Origin of the sequence: Methyloceanibacter sp. wino2, from assembly GCF_003071365.1 — a bacterium.
Lineage (GTDB): Bacteria > Pseudomonadota > Alphaproteobacteria > Rhizobiales > Methyloligellaceae > Methyloceanibacter.
The window spans coordinates 1,956,990-1,980,688 of the sequence record NZ_CP028960.1; the positions used below are offsets into that span (position 1 = coordinate 1,956,990).

Here is a 23,699-nt window from a genome sequence, read left to right on the forward strand (position 1 = left end):
CCCCGATCCGACGAAGGCCAAGGTCCGGTGCGCGCAACGACGACAACCCGCAAGGCGCTTCCGCCGACGGTCTGGGCGCTGGGCTTTACATCCCTCTTCATGGATGTGTCCTCGGAGCTGATCCACGGGTTGCTGCCCCTGTTCCTGGTCGTGAATCTCGGGGCGAGTGCCGCCGTCCTCGGCCTCGTGGAGGGGATTGCCGAGGCAGCCGCCCAGATCGTGAAGGTCTTCTCGGGTTGGCTCTCCGACACGCTTCGGCGCCGCAAAGCCCTGGCGGTGGCGGGCTACGGCCTCGCCGCGGTGACCAAGCCGCTGTTTCCCTTGGCGAGCACAGTCGCGCTGGTGGCGTTCGCGCGCCTCGTGGACCGGATCGGCAAGGGCATTCGCGGAGCCCCGCGCGATGCGCTGGTCGCCGACGTGACGCCGCCCGCGCAGCGGGGCGCGGCCTTCGGCCTGCGGCAATCGCTCGACACGGTCGGCGCGACGCTCGGGCCGCTGCTGGCGATCGGGCTCATGGCGCTGTTCAACGACGATATCCGCACCGTGCTGTGGTTCGCCGTCATCCCCGCCGTGATCTCCGTCGCGATCCTCCTGATCTTCGTCCGGGACCCTGGCCCGCAGCACGTGTCGGCGGACAGCGCCAAACGCGTCCCCATCAAGCTGCGCGACTTAAGCGGGCTCGGGCGGTTCTACTGGTTCGTGGTTGGCGCGGGCGCCGTGTTCACCCTGGCCCGGTTCAGCGAGGCCTTCCTGGTGATCCGGGCCTATGGCGAGGGCTTGCCTTTGGCGCTGGCGCCGGCTGTCATCGCGGTGATGAGCATCGTCTTCGCGCTCGCCGCCTATCCGGCGGGGCGCCTTCAGGACCAGGTCGGGGCGCGGCCGCCGCTGCTGGCGGGGCTGGCTGCGCTGATCGCCGCGGACCTGCTGCTGGCTTTCGGCTCGGGCCTCGTGGCCGTGTTCCTTGCGATCGGCCTCTGGGGTCTCCATTTGGGACTGACACAGGGCGTGCTCTCGGCGCTGGTGGCCCATGCGGCGCCCGCCAAGCTGCGCGGCACCGCTTTCGGGGTCTTCGGCCTCACGGTCGGGGTCGCCACGCTGGTGGCGAGCCTGGTCGCGGGGATCCTCTGGGATGCCGTCTCGCCGGAAGCCACGTTCCTGACAGGCGCCGGATTTGCCGCGGCCGCTCTGGTCGCCTTTCTGGCGCTCCGGCCCGTTGAACGGGCCTAGTCGCGAGCAGGGCTGGCGGCGCTGCCGGGGACGGCGTTATAGAGAGCCGAAGCCTTTGGATTAGAAACGATGAGCGCCACGACGCATAGCTTTCGCAAGATGAACGGTCTCGGGAACGACTTTGTCGTGATCGATCGCCGAACGGACGAACTTGCCTTGCCGGCCGATGCAGTGCGCGCGATCGCGGACCGTGCGGCGGGCATCGGCTGCGATCAGTTGATCACGCTCGACCCGTCTTCAGAGGCCGACGTGTTCATGCGCATCTGGAACGCCGATGGGGGCGAGGTGGCCGCCTGCGGCAACGCCGCACGCTGCGTGGCGGGCGTCGTAGCCGGTGAGCTGGGACGCCCTTCGGTGACCATCGAAACCGAGGATCAGGTGCTCGGCGCCTATGCGGGCGCGGACGGTCTCGTCACCATCGACATGGGCGAGCCGCGCCTTGCCTGGGACGAGATCCCGCTGGCCGAGGAGTTCCACGACACGAGTTGTATCGAACTTCAGGCCGGGCCGATCGATGCGCCGGTGCTGCATTCGCCGGGCGTCGTCAGCATGGGCAATCCGCATGCGATCTTCTTCGTCGACGACGTCGAGACGATCGATCTCGGCCGGATCGGGCCGATGCTGGAGCACCATCCGCGGTTTCCCGAGCGCGCCAATATTTCGGTCGCGCAAATTGTTGACGAGGGCCATATCCGCCTTCGCACCTGGGAACGGGGCGCGGGCCTTACCCGCGCCTGCGGTACCGCGGCCTGTGCGTCCGCCGTGGCGGCGGTCCGGCGCGGCCTGACCGACCGCAAGGTCACCGTGTCGCTGCCGGGCGGCGATCTCGTGATCGAGTGGCGCGAGGGCGACGGTCATGTGTTGATGACGGGCCCCTACGCCCTGGATTTCGAGGGTACCTTGCCGCCAGCGCTGCTTGGCTCAGAAGCGCAAGGCGTCTGAGACACTTAAGGTGTCTGACACATTGGATGAATTCTGTTAGAAGCCGCCACATGTCGGATCTGGACATCATCACCTTTGGCTGCAGGCTCAATTCTTACGAGTCCGAAGTCATGCGCGAGCACGCGAACGCCGCCGGCATTGCCGACGCGGTGATCGTCAACACGTGCGCGGTGACCGGCGAGGCCGTCCGCCAAGCGCGCCAGGCGATCCGCAAGGCGCGTCGAGAGCGCCCGGATGCCAAGATCGTGGTCACCGGCTGCGCCGCCCAGATCGATCCGGATCAGTTCGCGCAGATGGACGAGGTGGATCGCGTCATCGGCAATCAGGAAAAGCTCGAGGCGCGGACGTACCGGTCCCTCGGCCTCGTCGGTCTCGGCACGGACGATACGGAAAAGGTCTCGGTGAACGACATCATGTCGGTCACGGAGACGGCCGGACATCTGATCGAGGGCTTTGGCGGCCGTGCGCGCGCCTATGTGCAGATCCAGAACGGCTGCGATCATCGCTGCACGTTCTGCATCATCCCTTATGGACGCGGGCCGTCGCGGTCGGTGCCCGCGGGCGAAGTGGTGGCGCAAGTTCGCCGCCTCGTCGAGAACGGCTATCAGGAAATCGTGCTGACCGGTGTAGACATGACGGCCTACGGCAAAGAACTGCCGGGCGCGATGACGCTGGGCAAGCTTGTGCGGACCGTGCTCAAGCTTGTGCCGGAGCTGCCGCGTCTTCGGCTCTCGTCGATCGATTCCGTCGAAGCGGATCCGGATCTCATTGCGGCCATCGCCGAGGAAGAGCGGCTCATGCCCCATCTGCACTTGTCCTTGCAGGCGGGCGACGACCTCACCCTGAAGCGGATGAAGCGGCGCCACGCGCGGGCCGACTCCGTTGCGTTTTGCGAAGCTATGCGACGCGTGCGTCCCGATATCGTGTTCGGCGCCGACATCATCGCCGGGTTCCCCACCGAAACCGCCGACATGTTCCAGAACTCGCTCGCGCTGGTGGACGATTGTGGCCTGACCTTTCTGCATGTCTTCCCGTTCTCGCCGCGCGAGGGCACACCCGCCGCGCGCATGCCCCAGGTCCACGGCAAGGTTATCGCCGAGCGGGCGCGGGCCTTGCGGGAGAAGGGTGCCGCCGCCCTGCAATCCCATCTCGAAGGCGCGAAGGGGCGCCGCATCCAAGTGCTCATGGAGACGGAGCATCAGGGTCGCTCTCCCGACTTCACGCCTGTCCGCGTCGATCCTTGCACGGCGAGCGCCGGCGCGCTGGTCGACTGCGTGGTCGCGGGCGATGACGGCGCCGCATGGCTTGCGGAGGCGCTGCGGTGAGCGGCGAGGAGAAGCCCGAAGAGAAGAAGGGATGGTTTGCGCGGCTCAAGGCGGGCGTATCGCGCACGTCCAGCGCGCTGGGCGAAAACCTCACCGGCGTCCTCACCAAGCGAAAGCTCGATGAAGAAACGCTCGACGAGCTCGAGGAAGTTCTGCTCAAGGCCGATCTCGGTTTCGCCATGGCCGATCGCATACGCGATCGCCTGTCGACCGGGCGCCACGACAAGAATATCACCGCGGACGACGTGCGTGCCGTTCTGGCGGAGGAAGTCGCGCAAGTTCTGGAGCCGGTCGCGAAGCCGCTCGAACTCGATGCCGATGCCAAGCCGCACGTGATCCTCGTGGTCGGCGTCAACGGAACCGGCAAGACGACCACGATCGGCAAGCTCGCCCATCAGTTCGTGCAAAGCGGCAAGACCGTTCTGCTCGCAGCAGGGGATACGTTCCGTGCGGCCGCCATCGATCAGCTGAAGATCTGGGGCGGTCGTGTTGGTGCCGAAGTGGTTGCACGGGATGTGGGCGCCGACCCGGCCGGTGTCGCGTTCGAAGCACTCGAGCGAGCCAAGGAAAATAGTACGGACGTCCTGCTCATCGACACGGCGGGGCGCTTGCACAACAAGGGCGACCTCATGGCCGAACTTGCGAAGGTCGTTCGCGTGTTGAAGAAGTTCGATGCGGACGCGCCGCACACGGTCCTGCTCGTGCTGGACGCCACCACCGGACAGAATGCATTGAGCCAGGTGCAGACGTTTCGTGAGATCGCAGGCGTCACCAATCTCGTCGTGACCAAACTCGACGGTTCGGCGCGCGGCGGCATAGTCGTGGCGATCGCGGAGAAGTTCGGTCTCCCCATAAATGCCATCGGTGTCGGCGAGGGTATTGAAGATTTCGAGCCGTTCGATGCGCATGACTATGCGCGCGCAATTGCAGGAGCAGACCAAGAGAATGACGCAGCCGCCTGAGGCCACGACGGAGCCGGGACCGAAGACCGAGATCAAGAAGGGCAAGGAGTCGGAGCAATCCGTCGCCGGAAAGCTCCTGATCGAGCTTGGACCGCTGCTTGTCTTTTTCGGTGTGAACGCGGCTTACGGCATTTTTGCCGGCACCGCGGCGTTCATGGTCGCGACGATCATCTCTCTCGGCCTTGCCTGGTGGCTGTACCGGAAGATTCCGGTGATGCCGGTCGTCAGTGCGGGTCTGGTTCTCGCCTTCGGCGGTTTGACGCTTTACATGCACGACGACACGTTCATCAAACTCAAGCCGACCATCGTCTATACGATGTTCGCCATACTGCTGATCGGCGGCTTGTTCGCACGGAAGCCCGTGCTCGCCCTATTATTTGGTCCCGTATTCAATCTGACGCAGGAAGGTTGGCGTAAACTGACAATACGGTGGGCGATATTCTTCGTAGCCATGGCTGTGCTCAATGAATTTGTGTGGCGCAGTTTCTCGACCGACACATGGGTAAGTTTCAAAGCCTTCGGATTTCTCCCGATCACATTCCTGTTTGCCATGTCACAAGTGCCGCTGATGCAGCGCTATGGCGTGGAAGAGAACTCGCAACAGCATTGAGACGGCGCATTTCGCGCGGATCCAACCGAGTTGGCTCTTGCAGGATGCGCACGCGGTGCCGATATGAGGCGCTCAGTGTGCGGCTTGTCTCTTGTAAGAAACGTACTCTGAGGTTTGTTACGGGGTGACAGCATGTCCCGTTGCCGCATGGTGCAACCGGGTGTGTGCTTGCGTGTTATAACATTAGGTGCCGGAAGCTCCGAGGTCAGTGGACTTCGGATAGGGCGCCGTCTGATACGGGGAACGTCCATATGACGACGAAATCTAAGAATCCGCTCGAGAGCTCCGCGACGCATCTGTTGCACCGCGCGGGTCAGCGGGCGGCGGACATCTTTGCCGAAGAGGCGAAGAAGAGCGGCCTCACGCCTCGGCAGTACGCGGTCCTCACCGCGGTCTCGCAGGAAGAGGGTTTGCCGCAGGCGGAACTCGTCGCGCGCACCGGCATCGATCGCTCTACCCTGGCCGACATCGTCGCCCGGCTGCTTGGGCGCGGCCTCATTCAGCGCAAGCGCGCCAAGGAGGATGGCCGGGCCTACGCGATCAAGCTGAGCGCAAAAGGCACGAAAGCGCTGACCAAGGCGAAGCCTGCTGCAAGCACGGCCGACTCGCGGCTTCTGGCCGGACTCAGCGCGACGAAACGGAACGAGTTTCTGCAGACGCTGGCCATGATCGTGGCCGCGGGAGACGACGCCTAGCCTGACGGCTCGTCTTCACTCGGCCGTTGACCTGCCTGCGCGGACGCCGCGCCATTTCGGATGAGCGGCAGGATTTTTGCCTCGACGACGTCTCGGGTCAGCGGTCCTGCATGGCGGAGCGCAACCGTTCCGTCGCCAGAAATCACGTAGATCTCCGGAACGCCGTAGACGCCGAAGTCGATGGCCGTCCGTCCGGAGCGGTCGACCCCGATGCGCGTGTACGGATCGCCGTAGCCGCCGAGGAACCGGCGGGCGGCGGTCGCGTCGTCCTTGTAGTTGATGCCGTAGAACTGAATGTCCGGATCTTGCGCGCGCAACGCTTCGGCAAGCGCCATTACATCCGGATGTTCCTCCCGGCACGGCCCGCACCAGGATGCAAAGAAATGGATGACGGCAGGCTTACCCTTGCCAAGCGCCGCAGATGTCACGTCATTGGCCGAACCGGGCGCTGCATCGGCTGCCTCCAGCGGTGGCAGGTCGAACTGCGGCACGGGCTTGCCGATCAGCGCCGACGGCAGGTTCGATGGATCGCCTGAATTCAGCGCGACGAGGAACAGGCCGGCAATGGCGGCGAAGATGACGAATGGCAGGAGAACGCCGAACCGGCGCTTTGGCGTCGCTTGCGTCGCCGCTGCTTCTTTTCCGTCGGAGCTTTGAGGGTCGGTCACGTGGCCCCCTTCGCATCCGACGGGGCCGTGCGTGTCACGGTCGGCGTTGCGGCAGGCCTTGGCCTTGCGGCCGATCGGCGGGTAATGCCTTGACGCTCGAGGTCGGCCAAGAGGCGGCGCTGTTTGCGGTCGTCGGCGATGATCGCGATCGTGAGCGCGCCCAACGCGACCAACGCCACCGCGTAGGCGCCGATGATGAAGCTGGCATGAGGTCCGAGACCGAGCATGGATGGGTCCTCGTCTACGACAAGGCCGCTTGCGCGACTTGGGTCTGTTGCAGGACGCGCACCCGGCGCCGCAGAATTTCAGCGCGCATGGCGATGAGGTGCAGCAGCACGAAGAGCGCGAGGAACGCGCCTCCCATCACGAAGAGCGGCGTGAGGAGCGCGGGATCGATGGTCGGGCCGCCGGCGCGGAACACGCTCGCGGGCTGATGCAGCGTGTTCCACCAGTCGACCGAGAATTTGATAATGGGCAGGTTGACGGCTCCGACCAGCGCCAGGATGGCGGCCGCGCGTCCGGCCCGTCCCGGGTCCTCGATCGACTGCCACAGAGCGATCAGGCCGAGATACAGCAGAAACAGCACGAGCAGCGATGTCAGCCGCGCGTCCCAGACCCAATAGGTGCCCCACATGGGTTTGCCCCAGAGCGAGCCGGTCACCAGGATCACGAAGGTGAAGGTGGCGCCGATAGGCGCTGCGGCCTTCGCCGCCACGTCGGCCAGTGGGTGACGCCAGATCAGGGTTCCGAGCGCCGCGATGGCGATCACCGCGTAGCAGCCCATGCCGACCCAGGCGGCGGGCACGTGGATGTACATGATCCGGACGGTCTCGCCTTGCTGGTAGTCGGTCGGCGCCACGAAGAACGCTTGGTACAGGCCGATCCCGAGCAAAATCACCGTCAGCGCGGCGAGCCAGGGAATCACGGCGCCTGCAAAGGTCAAGAAGCGCGACGGATTGGCGAGATTGGTCAGTGAGAATGTCATCGTTGCTGATCTAGTGGCTTTGGCCGGAAAGCGCAAAGCAGAAGCGCGATGAAAAAACGGAAAGGTGTGCCGAAAACATGGCCGATTGCTGCCCTAGCGGAAGCTGTTGCGCAGGGCCGCGGCCGCCGCGAGCGGTGCGAGAACCATGCTGGCGAGGCTGATCGCGCAGAGCATCAGGAAGGGCGGCCAGGGCGATCCGGGGCCCGTGACCGCGGCGGAGATGGTGGACACGCCGAAAATGAGCACGGGCACATAGAGCGGCAGCACGAGGAGGGCGAGCAGGAGCCCGCTGCGCCGTAGGCCCAGCGTGAGGCTGGCGCCGATCCCGGCAATGAAGCTGACCGCAGGCGTGCCGACGAGCATGGCGAGCACCAGGATCGGGATCGCGTCGATCGGGAAGTTGAGGAGCAGCCCCAGGACCGGCGCGAGCAGGGCGAGGGGGACGCATGTCGTCACCCAGTGGGCGAGCGACTTCGATGCGGCCACCGCGGCGAGCGGGAGCGGCCCCATGGCCAGCACGTCAAGGGACCCGTCCTCGTAGTCATTATGGAAGATACGGTCTGCGGAGAGGAGCGCCGCTAGCAGAAGAGCGATCCACAACAGCCCGGGCGCCACGCGCGCGAGGAGGTTCATGTCCGGCCCGAGGCCGAATGGGGCAATGGCCACGACCACCAGATAGAAGCCGAGCGCCACGCCGATGGCACCCCCTTCGCGGAAGGCGAGCGCGATGTCGCGCCGAAGGAGAGCGAGCGCGGCCTTCACGTTGCAAGTTCCTTGGCAGGGGCCTCGTCAGGATCCGGGCATTGCAGATCGAGCGTATGGGTGAAGGCGCCGCCCAGCGGGACATGGGTCGAGACGATGGCGATGCCGCCCGCTTGCCCATGCGCCTCGATGGCCTTGCCGAGGCGTGCGACGGACGCGGTGTCGAGGGAAACCGACGGTTCGTCGAGCAGCCAGATCGGGCGCGGACAGGCGAACAGCCGCGAGAGCGCGAGCTTTCTCTTCTGGCCGGCGGAGAGAAATCCGGCAGCGATATCGGCGATTGGCGTCAGCCCGAAGACATCGAGCGCGGCATCCACATCGCCCTGTTCGAATTCGCCCCGTGCGGCGTCACTTTCGAGAAAGCTCGTCCAGAAGGCCAGATTTTCCCGCACGCTCAGGCTGGCTTTGACCCCGTTCAGGTGTCCCACATAGTGGCAAAGCTCGGCCGCCGGCACATCGGCCTCGGCGCTCGCCGCCGTGATCTCTCCGTCCGCGAGCGGCAGCAGGCCCGCGATCTGGCGCATGAGGCTGGTCTTGCCCGTGCCGTTGGGACCCTGCACCAGGAGAGCGTCACCGGGCGCCAGGTCGAAGGACAGCCCTTCGAACAGGCGCCGCCCGCCTCGGTCGCAGGCGACGTCATGCGCCTTGAGGGTTACGGAGAAGGGGATGCTCATGAAACGGTCTGCAGCCTGGTTGCGCAAAATTTCGGCAGGTTAGATCGCCGCGGCGATGGAAAGCGCGTCTCTTCGCGTCATTGTCTGGTCGTTGCAAGGGTCTTTATAGTTGCGGAAAAGCGTGTAACCAAAGGCCAAGACGCGCCACCGGCTGGGAAATCGCCCCAATCGTGGGCGCAAGGGCTGGTTTGAGCCCTCTTGGCGCTGCGGCTAGACGCAATTGGCTGCGTCTTTGCATTCAGTTGGCCGAGGCGCACATATTTGCTGGGACTTGCCCATCATCTGGGCTCGTAAAGGAGATTTCATTGACATCGGCTGTTTTGACCTCGCTCGACAGCTTCAAGTGCCGGCGCACTCTGAAGGTCGGTAAGCACGAGTACGAGTATTTTGATCTGAAGGTCGCGGAGAAGGAGGGACTCCACGGCGTCGGCAAGCTGCCCTTCTCCTTGAAGGTGCTGCTTGAAAATCTCCTGCGGCACGAAGATGGGCGCACGGTCACCTCGGACGACATCCGCGCCCTGGCCGAATGGGTTCAGAACAAGCGCAGCGACCGCGAGATTGCCTTCCGGCCCGCGCGCGTGCTGATGCAGGACTTCACCGGCGTGCCCGCGGTCGTCGACCTCGCGGCCATGCGCGATGCGGTCACCAAGCTCGGCGGCGATTCCAAGAAGATCAATCCGCTGGCGCCCGTCGATCTCGTGATCGACCATTCCGTGATGGTCGACGCTTTCGGGTCCGGCGCCTCTTTCAAGTTCAACGTCGACAAGGAATATGAGCGCAACGGCGAGCGCTACGCGTTTCTGCGCTGGGGCGCTGGCGCGTTCGACAATTTCCGCGTCGTGCCGCCCGGCACCGGCATCTGCCATCAGGTCAATCTCGAATATCTGGCCCAGACGGTGTGGACCAAGGAAGAGAACGGCAAGACGGTCGCCTACCCGGATACGCTCGTCGGCACCGACTCCCACACCACCATGGTCAATGGGCTGGCGGTGCTCGGCTGGGGCGTCGGCGGTATCGAGGCGGAAGCGGCCATGCTCGGCCAGCCGATCTCCATGCTGCTTCCCGAGGTGATCGGCTTCGAGCTCAAGGGCGAGCTCAAGGAAGGCGTGACCGCCACCGATCTCGTGCTCACCGTGGTCGAGATGCTGCGTGAAAAGGGCGTGGTCGGAAAGTTCGTCGAATTCTATGGCTCCGGCCTCGACAATCTGCCGCTCGAAGACCGCGCGACCATCGCCAACATGGCACCGGAATACGGTGCGACCTGCGGCTTCTTCCCCGTCGACAAGGAAGCCCTGGCGTATTTGGAAGCCACTGCGCGCAAGGACTCCCGCGTGGAGCTGGTGAAGGCCTACGCCAAGGCGCAAGGCATGTACCGCAAGGAGGACACGGACGATCCCGTGTTCACCGACACGCTGTCACTGACGCTGTCCGACGTCGTGCCTTCCATCGCAGGCCCGAAACGTCCGCAGGATCGTGTGGCGCTCACCAACGCCGCGCCGGCGTTCTCCAAGGTCCTCGATCAGGAGTACGGCAAGGGCGCCGAGGCCGACAAGCGCGCGCCGGTGGAAGGGAAGAACTACGACCTCGGACATGGCGACGTGGTCATCGCCGCGATCACGTCCTGCACGAACACGTCCAATCCTTACGTGATGGTGGGTGCCGGCGTGCTGGCGCGCAACGCGGTCGAGAAGGGGCTCACCGTGAAGCCCTGGGTGAAGACCTCGCTCGCGCCGGGATCCCAGGTGGTCACCGACTATCTGGAACAGGCGGGACTGCAGAAGGATCTCGACGCGCTGGGCTTCAATCTCGTCGGCTATGGCTGCACCACGTGCATCGGCAATTCCGGACCGTTGCCCGAAGAGATCTCCCGCACGATCCACGAGAACGGTCTTGCCGTCGCCTCGGTGCTCTCGGGCAACCGCAACTTCGAAGGCCGCGTGAACAACGACGTGCGGGCGAACTATCTCGCCTCGCCGCCGCTCGTGGTTGCCTACGCCCTGGCGGGGTCGGTCACGATCGATCTGACGACGGAGCCGATCGGCACGGGCAAGGACGGCAAGCCGGTCTATCTCAAGGACATCTGGCCGTCGTCCAAGGAGATTGCGAAGCTCGTGCGCAAGGCGGTCAAGAAGTCCATGTTCAAAGAGCGCTACGGCGACGTGTTCAAGGGCGATCCGGAATGGCAGGCCATCGCCGTCGAGGGCGGACTCACGTATCAGTGGGACACGTCATCGACCTATGTGCAGGAGCCGCCGTACTTCGCCGACATGACCATGAACCCCGCGCCGCTGACGGATATCGAGGACGCGCGCGTGCTCGGCCTGTTCCTGGACTCGATCACGACCGACCACATCTCGCCCGCGGGCGCGATCAAGGCGGACAGCCCTGCCGGCCGTTATCTGACCCAACACGGCGTCGCTCCGGCGGACTTCAACTCCTACGGCTCGCGGCGAGGCAATCATGAGGTGATGATGCGCGGCACGTTCGCCAACACGCGCATCAAGAACCAGATGGTCCCCGGGGTCGAGGGTGGCGTCACCGTGCACTACCCGTCCGGGGAGCGCCTTGCCATGTACGACGCGGCGATGCGCTACAAGGCCGAGAACGTGCCGTTGGTGGTGTTTGCCGGCAAGGAGTACGGCACGGGATCCTCACGCGACTGGGCCGCCAAGGGCACGCGCCTCTTGGGCGTACGCGCCGTCATTGCCATGAGCTTCGAACGGATCCACCGCTCGAACCTGATCGGCATGGGCGTACTGCCGCTGACGTTCACGGACAATGCGTCCTGGGAGACGCTGGGTCTCGTCGGCAACGAGACCGTAACGCTCAAGGGGCTCGCGGACGTTCAGCCGGGCCAGATCGTCGAGGCCGCCATCACCTATCCGGACGGCAAGACGCGAACCGTTCCGTTGCTGGTCCGGATCGATACGTATGACGAGCTGGACTACTTCCGTAACGGGGGCATCCTGCACTACGTGCTGCGCGGTCTTGTGAAAGAGGCGGCGTAAGGCACTTGTGCCCCAGCCTGGAAGACGCGTATACGCGAACACAATTCGGTGCCTTAATTCCCGGTAATTCCGCGGAATGAGGTCACCGAGTTGTGACTGCGCGCGATCTGATTTTGCCAGAAAATCAAACTGGATTCCGGCATGCTGTCAGCCATGAGAATTGCCATTTCCAGAACATCCCTGTTGCGGTTTAGCGGCGCGTTGGCGTTCGCGATCTTGGGCTTAGGAGCAGCCGCCTCCGTCGGACACACGGAAGATACGGGCGCGGCCAGTGCGACCGACGCCGCGGACGACACGCCAATTCTGCTGGAACTCTTCACCAGTCAGGGCTGCTCGTCCTGCCCGCCCGCCGACGCCTTGTTCGATGAGTTGCGGAAGAAGCCCGGCGTGATCACGCTCTCGTTCGCCGTGGACTACTGGAATTACCTCGGCTGGCACGACACGCTCTCGAGCCCCGAGAACAGTGACCGTCAGCGCGACTATGCGATGGCCCGCGGCGACGGCAAGGTGTACACGCCGCAAATGGTAGTCGACGGCATCGACCATGTGAACGGCGCCAACGAAGCGGCCATTGAGATGGCCATTCGAACCGCCGAGCGGCGGCTGAAGGATGTGAAGGTGCCGATGTCGATGCGCGCGGAGGGCGACAGCCTGTTGGTCGACATTGGCAGCGCGCCCGAGAATTCTGATATGCGTCAGGCGACCGTCTGGCTGGCCGTCGCGAAGGACAAGGAGACGGTGAAGATCACGCGCGGCGAAAACCGCGGTGAGACGATCACGTACTCGCATCCCGTTCGCGAATTGATGCCGGTTGGGATGTGGAAGGGCGAGCCGACGACACTGCGCTTGCCGCTGAAGGATCTGCACGGCATCGGCGGCGATTGCCTCGTCTCGCTGCTGCAGGTGGAAGGCGCGGGCCCCATCCTCGGCGCCGCGATGTTCGAGCCGAAACCCGAATAAGTTCTCAGGTTTGCTTGGCCCCAAAAACAAAGGACCGGCGTTTGCCGGCCCTTTGTAGTGCCACTGAAAACAACGGCCCGGCCCCCGCGAAAGACCCCGGGGGGCTGGGGGGCTGATATTCCGAGATCCCTCGACTAGGACCGGGCCATAAGGCAACTCTCGCTATCCTAAGAATCTCTAGGGCGTGCCGTTGACTGAAACGGGGCGGAACTGTGATTTCTGTTACGTTTTGTTACAGGTAGGGCGTGCTCCGGACGTGTGGGAGTCGCTTGATATTCACCTGCCGCACGGTCATCATGACGGTTCCGTCACAGGAGGCGCGTGTTGAGCGAAACGGAGCCGATAGTCTTGCCGCTGGCACGTGTGGCCGGCGGCGAATCATACGGAGCAGAGGTGGCGGCGCGGCGCGAGGGTATTGCCTTCGATCGTGCGGAACTCAGCCAAATTCTCAGTGTCTATGGAAGAATGGTGGCGAGCGGCGAGTGGCGCGACTACGCCATCGACATGCTCAAGGAGAAAGCCGTTTTCTCAATCTTCCGGCGCTCCTCGGAAATGCCGCTCTACCGCATCGAAAAGACCCCGAAGCTCGCACGCCGCCAGGGCGCTTATAGCGTGGTCGCCGCCACCGGGCTGATCCTCAAGCGTGGCCACGATCTGAGCCGCGTTTTGCGGGCTCTGGACAAGGGTTTGCGGGTGGTGAAGACCTGAAGCGGTCCCGCCGCCTAATCTCTATCAGCGGACAATAGAGAAGCCCCGGAGACGGGGGGACTCGGGGCTTCTCCGGTTCCGTACGGGGGGAACCTCGCGCCGGGGAGGGATGCCCGCCGCGAATTCAGAATCTGGCGACGATTGGCGGATTTTCAAGGCTTCGGCCATCTGTGGCCGCGCAATCCTGCAACCCCTGATTTTGCGACGAAAAAGGCCCCGGCGGGGTCGCCGGGGCCTCGTGTCTCTGCGTGATGCAGCGCGTTTTTGATCGCTTCGGTGCAACCTAGTTGCGGCTCGACCCGAAGAGCTGCAGCAGCATCATGAACAGGTTGATGAAGTCGAGATAGAGCCGAAGGGCGCCCATCACAGCCTTCTTGCCGGCGACGGTCCCGTCATCCTGAACGCTGTACATCTCCTTGATCTGCTGGGTGTCGTAGGCGGTGAGGCCGGCGAACACCAGCACACCGATCACGGACACCGCGAACTGCAGGGCCGTCGAGCCGACGAACAGGTTCACGAGCGATGCGATGATGATGCCGATCAGGCCCATGAACAGGAAGGAGCCCCAGCCGGAGATGTCCTTCTTGGTGGTGTAGCCCCACAGGGACAGCGCGCCGAAGGCGGCGGCCGTGATGAAGAACACCCGCGCGATGCTCTCGCCCGCGAAGACGAGGAAGATCGACGAGATCGAAGCGCCCATGAGCGCCGCGAAGAGCCAGAACAGCATCTGCGCCGTGCCGACGCTCAAGGTTTGGATCTTGAAGGACAGGAAGAACACCATCGCCAGCGGCGCGAAGATCACAACCCACTTGAAGGCGCTGGCAAACATGAGATTGCCGAACGAGGTGAGCCCCGTGATGGAGCCGTCCGCGCCCGTCACCACCGACATCGCGTAGACCGCATAAGCGACCACGCCGGTGATGGCCACGCCGGAGGCCATGTAGTTGTAGACGCGGAGCATGTAGGCGCGCAGCCCCTGATCCATCACGCCGGTATCGGCGCGTCCGATCGTCTGCTCATAACGTCTGTCGAGTTCCGCCATGAAATTGGGTCCTTTGTTCCGTGGTTTCGTTGGTCGTAGTTCGTCGCGGCCAACGCCGCATTTGCCTGAAATATGGGGGTTTCAGGCTATTTCCGCAAGATGATGGGATCGTGACCGGGTAATCGGAAACTTCTATCAGTTTACCGCCGTTTTCCGATCATGTCGCCGTTCTACTCGGCCCGCAGATAGGGAGCCGCCTTCACAGAGAGCACGCGCCAGGTCGTGATCGCCCCTACCGACAAGACCAAGGCGAGGGCGAGCCCGATGGTTCCAATGGCTGCCCACGGATCGAAGACGAAGGTGATGTCGAATGCGAAGGTGCACAGGGCCCAGGCCGTCACCGTCGCGATGATGACGGCGAGAACGGCGGTGGCCACTCCGAGCAGGCCGAATTCGATGAGTTCGGCTCCGAGGATCTGCCGCCGCGTGGCGCCGAGCGTTTTGTAGAGCACGGCGAGATAGGTCCGGCGCTGCTGGCCGGCGGAGACGGCGCCCGCGAGCACTGCGGCGCCGATCAGCAAGGTGAATCCCGCCGTGGCGCTGATCGCGGCCATGAGCTTCGCCAGCATCGACTTTGCCGCGTCGACGATGTCGCCGATCTTGATGGCCGTCACCAGCGGGAAGCGTTCGGCCAGGCCCTGGATGATCTTCGCTTCCGTCTCCGGAGCAGAGCCCTTCGGCAGCTCGAGCGTGGTGACCAACCGGTGCGGTGCGCCTTGCAGCGTGTTCGGCGAGAACACCATGACGAAATTGATGGCGAGCGATTCCCAGTCGATCTTGCGCATGGAGGCGATCTTGGCTTCCACGTTGCGGCCGAGAATGTTGACGGTCACCATGTCTCCGAGCTCGAGGCCGAGGCCGCGCGCGAGTTCGCCGTCGAAGGACACGAGCGGCGGTCCGTCATAGCCCTTGGGCCACCACTCGCCTTCCTCGACCTCGGATGCACCTGGCACGCTGTCCGTATAGGTCAGGCCGCGGTCGCCGGAGATCACCCAGCGTGTATCGGGCGAGACCTCGGCCTCGTGGACGGGCACGCCTTTGAGTTCGACGATGCGCCCGCGCAGCATGGGGGCGTTGTCCATCTTGGCGTCGGGCTGGATGGTCTTGGCCGTTCTTTCGAACGCCGCGAGATCGTCCGGCTCCACGTCGAGGAAGTAATAGGCGGGGGCGTCGACCTCGACATGGCTTTCGATCTCGGCGAGCAGCGACCCATGGATCAACGCGACGGCGATCAGGAGGCCGAGCCCGAGGCCAAGCGAGACTGCGATGGCGCGGGCGAGCGACCCCGGCGCACCGATGCTGGCCCAGGCCAGGGCAACCGACGGAGGCTTCGTGCGCCGGTGCTTGGCCGCATAGCGTTGCACCAGGATTCCGAAACCGAGCAGCAGTCCAAATGCCACGAGGATGCCGAGGGAGATCGCCGCCGTGACAAGGCGTTCTTCGCTCGATGCGATCGCCAGCACGAACAGCGCAAGGCCCGACGCGGCAGAGCCGATCGCGAACGGCGTTGCTGAACGCGTCCGCTCGTCCGTGAGCCCGGACCGCATGAGCCTTGCCGGCGAAATGAGGCTGGCACGGCCCAAGGGCCACAGCACGAACAGGACCATGGTCAGGAGGCCCGCAAGCGCGGCGACGATGAGCGGGATCGGATGGGGCTCGACAGCCAGCGGTAGCGGCAACGCATCTTCATAGAGCGTCGCGATCGCAACCGGCGCGAAGGCGCCCAGCGCCAGGCCGATGGCGATGCCGAGCCCCGCCAGCATCACCGCTTGAATCAGATAAACCTTGAGCACGAGGCCGCTCGTGGCGCCGAGGCATTTGAATGTGGCGATAACGTCGCGCTTCTTCGCCATGTAGCTCTGGATGGCATTGCCGACGCCGATGCCGCCGAGGAGCAGGGCGGTCAGCCCGACGAAATTGATGAACTGGGTGAAGCGCTTCGCATCGCGGCGGAGCGAGGGCGCCGGGTCCGTCCAGTCGCGGATGGCAAAGCCACTTTGCGGAAACGCCGCTTCCATGGCCTTGCGCACCGTATCCAGGTTCTTGCGATCCGTGCCCGCGTCGTTGGGCAGCTTCACGCGATAGGTCCAGCGAATGAGACTGCCGGGTTGCACGAGCCTGGTCTCGTCCAGCGTGTCGCGCGACATCAGAACCTTCGGACCATAGGACAGGCGGTCGGCGAGCCGGTCGGGCTGCTGACCGAGCGTGCCGGCGATTTTCGTCGTGGCCTCGCCGATCTTCAGCGTGTCCCCGATCTGCACTCCGAGACGTTCCAGCAGGATCGGCTCCACCAGCACGGTGCCCGGTTCCCGCCAGGCGGGGCCGAGAGATTCCGGCTCGATCACGCTCACTTCTCCGTAGAGGGGGTAAGCGTTGTCGACGGCCTTTACCTCGATCAGCGCGCTCTTGGCGTCCAGGCCGCGGGCCATGGCGCGAAAGCTCGCCGATTGGGAAATCTGTCCGAGCTCGTGGAGCGCGGCGGACTCGTCCGCCGTCGCCTGGCGATGCACGACCTCGAAGGAGAGATCGCCGCCGATCAACAGACGTCCCTGATTGGCGAGCGCCTTGTCGAAGGAGGCGGCCAGCGATCCGATCGCCGCGACGGCGGCGACGCCGAGCGCGATGCAGAGAACGAACACCGCGAGACCGCCCGCGCCTGCGCGCAATTCACGCAAAGCGATTGTCAACGCCAGAGACCGGTTGCCGGAGGACGACGGCATGTCGGCGAGTGTTGCTTGCGCCGTCACGATACGCTTGCGCTCACGGACGCGCCGTCGTCCACGATCCGTCCATCCGCCACGCTCACGATGCGGTCGCAGCGCGTGGCGAGTTCACGGTCATGGGTGATGAGCAGCAGCGTGGCGCCCGTCCTCTCTTTGAGCGTGAAGAGCAGATCCATCACGAGGGCGCCGGTCGACAGATCCAGATTGCCTGTGGGTTCGTCGGCGAGGATGAGGGTCGGCCGCGTCGACAGGGCTCGCGCGATGGCGACCCGCTGTTGCTCGCCGCCGGATAGTTGCCCCGGGAAGTGCGTTGTCCGATGGGAGAGCCCGACCTCTTCGAGCGCCTCGCGGGCGGCATCCATGGCGTCGTCCCTGCCGAGGAACTCCATGGGGAGCGCGACATTCTCGATCGCGGTCATGGTGGGGACGAGATGGAAGGACTGGAACACGATCCCGATCTTGTTGGCGCGCAGGCGGGCTAGTCCGTCTTCGTCGAGCGTGCCGAGATCGGTGCCGGCCACGGTTACGCGTCCGGAAGTGGCCCGTTCGAGGCCGGCCGTGACCATCAGGAGCGTGGACTTGCCCGAACCGCTCGGGCCGATCACCGCCACAGCCTCGCCCAACGAGACATCTAGATCGATGCCGCGCAGGATCGCCACGGCGCCCGCCCGCGAAGGAAGCGTGACATGAACGTCTTCAAGCTCTATCGCGTGGGGCTGTCTCAGGGTCTGGTCCATGGTCGGAAAGGGTCTCGGGGTATCATTGCGTCTGGGGAGGCGGGCCCGTTCGAGCGGTCCCGCACCGTAGCGGCATAGAGTAGGGCCAAACAGGTCGAAATGATGGAACGCGGAAAAACTCGTCTTCTCCATCTCGGTATGGTGCTCGCGGCGGCATGGATCGGCACGGTTTGCCTTGCCGCCAAGGGGCATGCAGACCAAGACGAGGCCGTTATCCTCGCTTTCGGAGACAGTCTGACGTCGGGGTACGGCCTGCCGAACGACCAGGCGTTTCCGTCGCAACTCGAATCGGCTTTGCGTGAGCGCGGCCACAAGGTCCGTGTGGTGAATGCCGGCGTGTCCGGCGACACGACACAGGCGGCCCTGCGGCGGCTCGACTGGGCTCTGGACGGCGATACGGACGCGGTGATCGTCGAGCTCGGCGGTAACGATGCCCTGCAAGGTCTGCCGCCCGATGCCACCGAGGCTGCGCTGGCGGAGATCCTCGAGAAGCTTCAGGAAAAGAACTTGCCTGTCTTGTTGGCAGGCATGGAAGCGCCGCGGAATCTGGGGAAAGAGTACGTAACCGCCTTTGGTGCGATTTATCCGACCCTGGCCGAGCGGTATAATGTATCTCTGTATCCCTTCTTTCTCGAAGGGGCCGCCCTCAATGCGGACTTGATGCAGAAGGACGGAATCCACCCGAACGGCAAGGGTGTCACCGTCATCGTTGAGAAGATCTTGCCCCAAGTCGAGGCGTTGTTGGTTGCGTCCCAAGTAGACGAGGACGGATGAGCGAGCCATTGAAACAAATCGCGGCGTTGCCTGTTGCCGAGACCCCGGATGGTCCGCGGGTGCTCCTCATCACCACGCGTGGCCGCGGCCGTTGGACCATTCCGCGAGGATGGCCGAAGCAGGGCGTGCCCGATAGCGAGCTGGCCGCCACCGAGGCCGCCGAGGAGGCGGGTGTCACCGGCAAGATCGATAAGACGCCGATCGGTTCCTACACCTACACCAAGCGGCTGCATTTCTATTCCTGGGCGAAATGCGTCGTCGACGTGTACCGGCTCAACGTCAAAACGCATGAGGCGGACTGGCAGGAAAAGAATTCCCGCAAGGTGCGTTGGGCCTCGCCAGATGAAGCGGCATCACTTGTCGCGGACGCCGAACTGGCGTCATTGTTGCGCAGCGTCTTCCATCTCAAGGCCGCGTAGGTAACCGAAACGGCAGGGGATTTCGCCTTGCGCCGCGCCGCGAGGCCATTGAGTCCGTGTGCTCGAATGCCCAGATGGATGGATTGGCCAAGCCGGGGGTAGGGGTGCATGGCGGAAAAGGGAAACGGCGCGAAGAAAAAACGTGCGGACCGGGTCGTCCGGTCGCGCGTTGGCGCCGCTTCGTTCCGCCGCCGCGCGCTTGAGCCCGGTACCCCGCTGGACAAGGACCTCCGCAAGATCGAGCGGCTCGAGGAGGCGACGCGCGCGGCCTCCCGCAACTACATCGCTCTCGCTGCAACCTTCGCCTTTCTGCTGGCGGCCGGTCTCCTCGCAGACAGCCATGCCGTAACCGGTCAAACGGGACTGGTGCTGGTTCTTGCCGCCGTGATTGGCGGCTATCTGGCGCTGACGATCGGCGCCAACGATGTTGCCAACAATGTCGGTCCTGCCGTTGGCGCCCGCGCCCTCACCATGACGGGGGCGCTCGCGCTTGCGGCCATCTTCGAATGCGCCGGCGCGCTGATCGCCGGCGGCGACGTGGTCGAGACGATATCGGAAGGTCTGATCGATCCGGCGCTTCTGCCGAACACGGACGTCTTCGTTTGGGTCATGATGTCGGCCATGCTGGCCGCGGCCTTGTGGGTGCATCTCGCCACCTATGTGGGCGCCCCTATCTCGACGACGCACGCGATCGTCGGCGGCGTTCTCGGCGCGGGCCTTATCGGTCTCGGTTCCTCCGCAATCGACTGGCGTGTGGTGGCGGAGGTTTTTGTGGCTTGGATGCTGTCGCCGCTTGCGGGCGCCGTCATCGCGGCCTGTCTCGTCGCCTTCATCGAGATCAACATGATCTACAAGCCCGACAAGATCGTCGCAGTCCGCCGATGGGTGCCCGTGCTCGTCGCGCTCATGGCGGCCGTCTTCTTCGCCTTCATCTCGCTAAACGTCTTTGGCGACATCTGGGGCTTTGGGCATCACGTCGTCCTGTTCGTGAGCGTGCCGGTGTTCGGGATTGTCTATCTGCTCGCGGGGCCTTGGGTGTACGCGCAGTCCGAGGGCATGGAGAACCGCAATCAGAACGTACGGCAGATGTTCCGTCCACCGCTCATCTTCGCGGCCTGTCTTCTCTCCTTCGCTCATGGTTCGAACGACGTGGCGAATGCCGTCGCGCCGCTCGCCGCCGTGCTGGAAAACGCCGGCCGGCCGGAGTTGCTGGGCCTCGCAGGAGTTCCCCTTTGGGTCATGCTTATCGGCGCGGTCGGCATCAGTCTCGGCCTGTTCCTCTTTGGTCCGAGAATCGTTCGGGTAGTTGGCGAGCAAATCACGCGCATGAATCCGATGCGGGCGTTTTGCGTGGCGCTTGCAGCCGCTCTCACGGTTCTTGTCGCGTCCGAACTCGGGATGCCCGTTTCGACGACGCAGACCGTGGTCGGTGCCGTGTTCGGCATCGGATTCTTCCGGGAATATGCGGCGCGTTATAGCCGCCGCCGGCGCTATTACATCCTCACGAAAAAGGGACGCCGTGCGGCGTCCGCTCTGCCTGCGACGCCGGACGAGATGCGCCGCCGGAAACTTGTGCGCCGCTCGCACGTCATCGGGATCGTGGCGACATGGGCGGTTACGGTGCCATGCGCCGCGGGCATCGCCGCGCTGATCTATACTGTCATCGACTGGATTCGCTGATAGCGCGGGAGGCGTTCGACGAAATTGGCTACGATCTATGATCTCAAGCCGAGATTTCAGGCATTGCTCCGGCCGATCGCCGCCCGTCTCGTAAACGGCGGCGCGACCGCCAACGGCGTAACGCTTGCCGCGCTTATCCTCAGCGTTGCCCAAGGCGCGGCGATCGCGCTGTGGCCCGAGGCGCGCTGGCCGCTGCTTCTGCTGCCGATCACCTTGCTCGTCCGCATGGCGCTCAACGCGATCGACGGGATCATGGCGAAGGAGCACGGCCAGAAGACACCCGTGGGCGCGCTATTCAACGAACTCTCGGACGTGGTATCGGACGCGGCCCTGTATCTTCCCTTCGCCTTGATCGCGGGGGTGAATGCGCCCCTCGTGGTGCTTGTGGTCGTCGCGAGCGTCATCGCGGAGATGGCCGGCGTTTTGGGGACCTTCATCGGGGCTTCGCGGCGCTATGACGGGCCGTTCGGCAAGAGTGACCGGGCGTTCGGTTTCGGTGCGCTGGCGGTGCTGCTGGGGATCGGCCTGGCGCCCGGACTGTGGACCACGTTCGTTCTCGCCGCGATGCTGGCGCTCGCCATTCTCACCATCTGGAATCGCGCGCGCCGGGCCCTCGCGGAGGCAGCGCAATGATTCAGTGGCTCGGCACTACCTTCGATCTACCGCAGCATGTGGTTGTGGCGACTCTTGCGGTTTGGGCGGTGTTGGTGGTCGCGACGGGAATTGTGCTCGTGCTTTCTGCGCGCGGTTCGGGCGACTACCGGGAGCTGATCGACCGCACGGCCTCGTGGTGGTGGATGATCGGGGCCTTCACCTTCGCGATCGCCGCAAACCAAACGATAGCGATCGTGTTTCTCGCGATCATCTCCTATCTCGCCCTGAAGGAATATCTGTCGCTGATCCCGACGCGGCGGATCGATCGCGGACTACTGCTGTTCGCCTATCTCGCCGTGCCGATCCAATATCTTTGGGCCGGCATCGATTGGTACAACATGTTCCTCGTGTTCGTGCCGGTGTGGATGTTTCTGCTGTTTCCGGCGCTCATGGCGTTGCGGGGCGAGACGCAGAATTTCCTGCGGGCGGTGGGGACCCTGTCCTGGGGGCTCATGCTCACGGTCTTCTGCCTCAGTCACCTCGCCATGCTGTTGGTCTCGGGCGAGGTGCACAATCCGGTCGCGGGCGGCGTCGGGCTCTTGTTCTTCGTCGTGGTCTTGGCGCAGTTCAACGACGTGGCCCAATATGTCTGGGGCAAGCTCTTCGGGCGGCACAAGGTGACGCCCCATGTCAGTCCGAAGAAGACCTGGGAAGGGCTGATCGGCGGTGTGCTGACCACCGTCGTCCTAGCGACATTCGTGGGGCCGTATCTGACGCCCATGGATCATGTTTGGTCGGCGCTCGCCGGCGGCGTCATCGCCGTCGCTGGATTTCTCGGCGATATCAATATCTCGGCGGTCAAACGCGATCTGGGCGTCAAGGACGCCGGCGGGCTGATCCCCGGCCATGGCGGCATTCTCGACCGGGTCGATAGCCTGACCTATGCCGCGCCCGCCTTCTTCCACTTTTTCCGCTATTTCTTCACGCCGTGACAATCATGACGAAGGCCCTGCGGTTTCTTTTCTTCGGCGTCGTGGTGCGCGGCGCGATCCTGCTGGGGCTCGGCCTCACCGTCCGCCATCGCGAGCGGCTCCCGAAGAAAGGGCCGGCAATCATCGCGGCCAATCACAACTCCCATCTGGATACGCTGGCCTTGATGTCGCTGATGCCGTTGTCGCTTCTGCCGAAGCTGCGTCCCGTCGCGGCGGCGGACTATTTTCTGTCCGGAAAGGTGCGCAGCTGGTTCGCGCGAGACGTCGTCGGGATCATTCCGCTCGAGCGTGCGAAGGTCCGCAAGGGCGCAGACCCGCTTGCCGCGCTCGAAGAGTCTCTCGATCGGGGCGAGATCCTGATCCTGTTCCCGGAGGGCTCGCGCGGCGAACCGGAGGCCCTGGGCCGGTTCAAGACAGGTGTCGGCCAATTGGCCGTGTCGCGTCCCGATGTTCCCGTCGTCCCGGTCTACATGCATGGCTTCGGCAAGGCGCTGCCGCGCGGGTCGTCCCTGCTGGTGCCGTTCAACTGCACCGTCAGCGTGGGCGAGGCGCTGTTCGGAGGGGAATTTGACGGTGCTCAATCCCGGCGTGAATTCATGACAGCGTATGAAGAGAGCATGTCCACGCTAGCGGCGGCCGAAACCGTGCCGGACTGGGACTAGAGCGGCGCGGCCGTTGGGTTAGAACGGCAGTCCCATGCCGGCAAGCGCCAGGATGAAACAGGCGCACGCCAGGAGCGTCGTGACGGCGCGCAGATGGTTCCAGCGTACCCAGGACAGACGATAGCGGCGCCACCGCTCGATCACGTCTTTGTCGTCCGGCGACCAGGCGAGCAGCGCATTGTTCAGCGGCACGCTCCGCAGCATGGTGACGCCGAACCCGCCGACAAGAAACAGGGCCGCGCCCGCGAAGGCGTAATGCGCGTAGACCTCGCGCCAGGCGAACATGGTCACGACGCCGAGGACAAGGCACAGCAGTGCCGTTCCGAAAAACAGGACCAGGAAGACCGGCTTCTTGATGGCGACAACGGTCGCCTGCATGGCGACGATCCCACGCTCCGCCGCAAGGCCGCCGAGTGCGCGCATGAAGAACATGGAGAAGGCGAAGAAAGTTCCCGCGAGCAGCGCCGTGCACAAGGCGGCGCCCAATGTCAGTACAAAGAGCAGTTCAGTCATGAAACAGTTCGGTCATGCGTCGGATTTTCTGGCGGCC

The 23,699-nt window shown here is 64.3% G+C and carries 24 protein-coding genes; 15 read left to right on the plus strand and 9 right to left on the minus strand.

What is annotated here, in order from left to right; genetic code table 11:
- Positions 1–27: 27 nt before the first annotated feature.
- The 6 genes from DCY11_RS09090 (at position 28) to DCY11_RS09115 (ending at position 5,761) form a co-directional block, all read left to right on the plus strand.
- Positions 28–1,227, plus strand: a complete 1,200-nt coding sequence (locus tag DCY11_RS09090) for an MFS transporter (protein WP_245409321.1) — start codon at positions 28–30, stop codon at positions 1,225–1,227.
- Positions 1,228–1,296: 69 nt separating this feature from the next.
- Positions 1,297–2,169, plus strand: a complete 873-nt coding sequence (dapF, locus tag DCY11_RS09095) for a diaminopimelate epimerase (protein ID WP_108682622.1) — start codon at positions 1,297–1,299, stop codon at positions 2,167–2,169.
- Positions 2,170–2,219: 50 nt separating this feature from the next.
- Positions 2,220–3,494, plus strand: a complete 1,275-nt coding sequence (mtaB, locus tag DCY11_RS09100; protein WP_108682623.1) for a tRNA (N(6)-L-threonylcarbamoyladenosine(37)-C(2))-methylthiotransferase MtaB — start codon at positions 2,220–2,222, stop codon at positions 3,492–3,494.
- The gene (ftsY, locus tag DCY11_RS09105; protein WP_371514997.1) at positions 3,491–4,456 is read left to right on the plus strand and encodes a signal recognition particle-docking protein FtsY; all 966 of its coding nucleotides are present in this window, start codon (positions 3,491–3,493) and stop codon (positions 4,454–4,456) included. Before mtaB ends, ftsY begins: the two co-directional genes overlap by 4 nt.
- Positions 4,440–5,066: a septation protein A gene (locus DCY11_RS09110; RefSeq protein ID WP_083241643.1), complete on the plus strand. Its 627-nt coding sequence runs from the start codon at positions 4,440–4,442 to the stop codon at positions 5,064–5,066. The genes ftsY and DCY11_RS09110 overlap by 17 nt, the downstream gene beginning before the upstream one ends.
- A gap of 251 nt (positions 5,067–5,317) precedes the next feature.
- Positions 5,318–5,761: a MarR family winged helix-turn-helix transcriptional regulator gene (locus DCY11_RS09115; protein ID WP_108682625.1), complete on the plus strand. Its 444-nt coding sequence runs from the start codon at positions 5,318–5,320 to the stop codon at positions 5,759–5,761.
- On the opposite strand, the gene DCY11_RS09120 is transcribed toward DCY11_RS09115, so the two are convergent.
- The 5 genes from DCY11_RS09120 to ccmA all read right to left on the minus strand — a co-directional run bounded on the left by DCY11_RS09120 (position 5,758) and on the right by ccmA (position 8,850).
- Positions 5,758–6,429: a DsbE family thiol:disulfide interchange protein gene (locus DCY11_RS09120; RefSeq protein WP_245409322.1), complete on the minus strand. Its 672-nt coding sequence runs from the start codon at positions 6,427–6,429 to the stop codon at positions 5,758–5,760. The genes DCY11_RS09115 and DCY11_RS09120 overlap by 4 nt on opposite strands.
- On the minus strand, positions 6,426–6,656 hold the full coding sequence (ccmD, locus tag DCY11_RS09125; protein WP_069445626.1) for a heme exporter protein CcmD: 231 nt from the start codon (positions 6,654–6,656) through the stop codon (positions 6,426–6,428). The genes DCY11_RS09120 and ccmD overlap by 4 nt, the downstream gene beginning before the upstream one ends.
- A gap of 14 nt (positions 6,657–6,670) precedes the next feature.
- A complete protein-coding gene (locus DCY11_RS09130) occupies positions 6,671–7,414 on the minus strand; it encodes a heme ABC transporter permease (RefSeq protein WP_108682626.1) in 744 nt (247 codons plus the stop codon).
- Positions 7,415–7,507: 93 nt separating this feature from the next.
- Entirely contained in the window at positions 7,508–8,176 is a 669-nt protein-coding gene (gene ccmB / locus DCY11_RS09135) for a heme exporter protein CcmB (RefSeq protein ID WP_108682627.1), read from the minus strand.
- Complete coding sequence (gene ccmA / locus DCY11_RS09140; protein WP_108682628.1) at positions 8,173–8,850, minus strand: heme ABC exporter ATP-binding protein CcmA; 678 nt, start codon at positions 8,848–8,850, stop codon at positions 8,173–8,175. The genes ccmB and ccmA overlap by 4 nt, the downstream gene beginning before the upstream one ends.
- Positions 8,851–9,155: 305 nt before the next feature.
- Between ccmA and acnA the strand changes: the two genes are divergently transcribed.
- From acnA to DCY11_RS09155, 3 genes are all read left to right on the plus strand, one after another.
- Positions 9,156–11,858: an aconitate hydratase AcnA gene (acnA, locus tag DCY11_RS09145; RefSeq protein WP_245409323.1), complete on the plus strand. Its 2,703-nt coding sequence runs from the start codon at positions 9,156–9,158 to the stop codon at positions 11,856–11,858.
- A gap of 141 nt (positions 11,859–11,999) precedes the next feature.
- Positions 12,000–12,818 (plus strand): thioredoxin family protein, encoded by an 819-nt coding sequence (locus DCY11_RS09150; RefSeq protein WP_108682630.1) that lies wholly within the window; start codon positions 12,000–12,002, stop codon positions 12,816–12,818.
- 324 nt (positions 12,819–13,142) lie between these two features.
- Positions 13,143–13,526 (plus strand): DUF2794 domain-containing protein, encoded by a 384-nt coding sequence (locus DCY11_RS09155; protein ID WP_371514998.1) that lies wholly within the window; start codon positions 13,143–13,145, stop codon positions 13,524–13,526.
- Positions 13,527–13,809: 283 nt separating this feature from the next.
- Here the strand turns inward: DCY11_RS09155 and DCY11_RS09160 are convergent, their stop codons facing one another.
- The 3 genes from DCY11_RS09160 to DCY11_RS09170 form a co-directional block, all read right to left on the minus strand.
- Positions 13,810–14,568 carry a Bax inhibitor-1/YccA family protein gene (locus DCY11_RS09160; protein ID WP_108682632.1) on the minus strand — a complete coding sequence of 253 codons (759 nt, stop codon included), beginning with the start codon at positions 14,566–14,568 and terminating at the stop codon, positions 13,810–13,812.
- 170 nt (positions 14,569–14,738) lie between these two features.
- The gene (locus tag DCY11_RS09165; RefSeq protein ID WP_108682633.1) at positions 14,739–17,315 is read right to left on the minus strand and encodes an ABC transporter permease; all 2,577 of its coding nucleotides are present in this window, start codon (positions 17,313–17,315) and stop codon (positions 14,739–14,741) included.
- Positions 17,312–18,028 carry an ABC transporter ATP-binding protein gene (locus DCY11_RS09170; protein ID WP_108682634.1) on the minus strand — a complete coding sequence of 239 codons (717 nt, stop codon included), beginning with the start codon at positions 18,026–18,028 and terminating at the stop codon, positions 17,312–17,314. Before DCY11_RS09170 ends, DCY11_RS09165 begins: the two co-directional genes overlap by 4 nt.
- Positions 18,029–18,127: 99 nt before the next feature.
- Here DCY11_RS09170 and DCY11_RS09175 point away from each other — a divergent pair, with 99 nt between their 5' ends.
- The 6 genes from DCY11_RS09175 to DCY11_RS09200 all read left to right on the plus strand — a co-directional run bounded on the left by DCY11_RS09175 (position 18,128) and on the right by DCY11_RS09200 (position 23,149).
- Positions 18,128–18,802 carry an arylesterase gene (locus DCY11_RS09175; RefSeq protein WP_108682635.1) on the plus strand — a complete coding sequence of 225 codons (675 nt, stop codon included), beginning with the start codon at positions 18,128–18,130 and terminating at the stop codon, positions 18,800–18,802.
- A complete protein-coding gene (locus tag DCY11_RS09180; protein ID WP_245409324.1) occupies positions 18,799–19,221 on the plus strand; it encodes an NUDIX hydrolase in 423 nt (140 codons plus the stop codon). The genes DCY11_RS09175 and DCY11_RS09180 overlap by 4 nt, the downstream gene beginning before the upstream one ends.
- Before the next feature lie 108 nt (positions 19,222–19,329).
- Positions 19,330–20,901 carry an inorganic phosphate transporter gene (locus DCY11_RS09185; protein WP_108682636.1) on the plus strand — a complete coding sequence of 524 codons (1,572 nt, stop codon included), beginning with the start codon at positions 19,330–19,332 and terminating at the stop codon, positions 20,899–20,901.
- A gap of 24 nt (positions 20,902–20,925) precedes the next feature.
- Positions 20,926–21,534, plus strand: coding sequence for a CDP-alcohol phosphatidyltransferase family protein (locus tag DCY11_RS09190; RefSeq protein ID WP_108682637.1), 609 nt, complete (start codon positions 20,926–20,928; stop codon positions 21,532–21,534).
- The gene (locus DCY11_RS09195; RefSeq protein ID WP_108682638.1) at positions 21,531–22,487 is read left to right on the plus strand and encodes a phosphatidate cytidylyltransferase; all 957 of its coding nucleotides are present in this window, start codon (positions 21,531–21,533) and stop codon (positions 22,485–22,487) included. Before DCY11_RS09190 ends, DCY11_RS09195 begins: the two co-directional genes overlap by 4 nt.
- Before the next feature lie 5 nt (positions 22,488–22,492).
- Positions 22,493–23,149 carry a 1-acyl-sn-glycerol-3-phosphate acyltransferase gene (locus DCY11_RS09200; RefSeq protein WP_174202144.1) on the plus strand — a complete coding sequence of 219 codons (657 nt, stop codon included), beginning with the start codon at positions 22,493–22,495 and terminating at the stop codon, positions 23,147–23,149.
- An 18-nt stretch (positions 23,150–23,167) separates the two neighbouring features.
- Here DCY11_RS09200 and DCY11_RS09205 read toward each other — a convergent pair whose 3' ends face one another.
- Positions 23,168–23,662, minus strand: coding sequence for a DUF1772 domain-containing protein (locus DCY11_RS09205; RefSeq protein ID WP_108682640.1), 495 nt, complete (start codon positions 23,660–23,662; stop codon positions 23,168–23,170).
- Positions 23,663–23,699 lie beyond the last annotated feature (37 nt).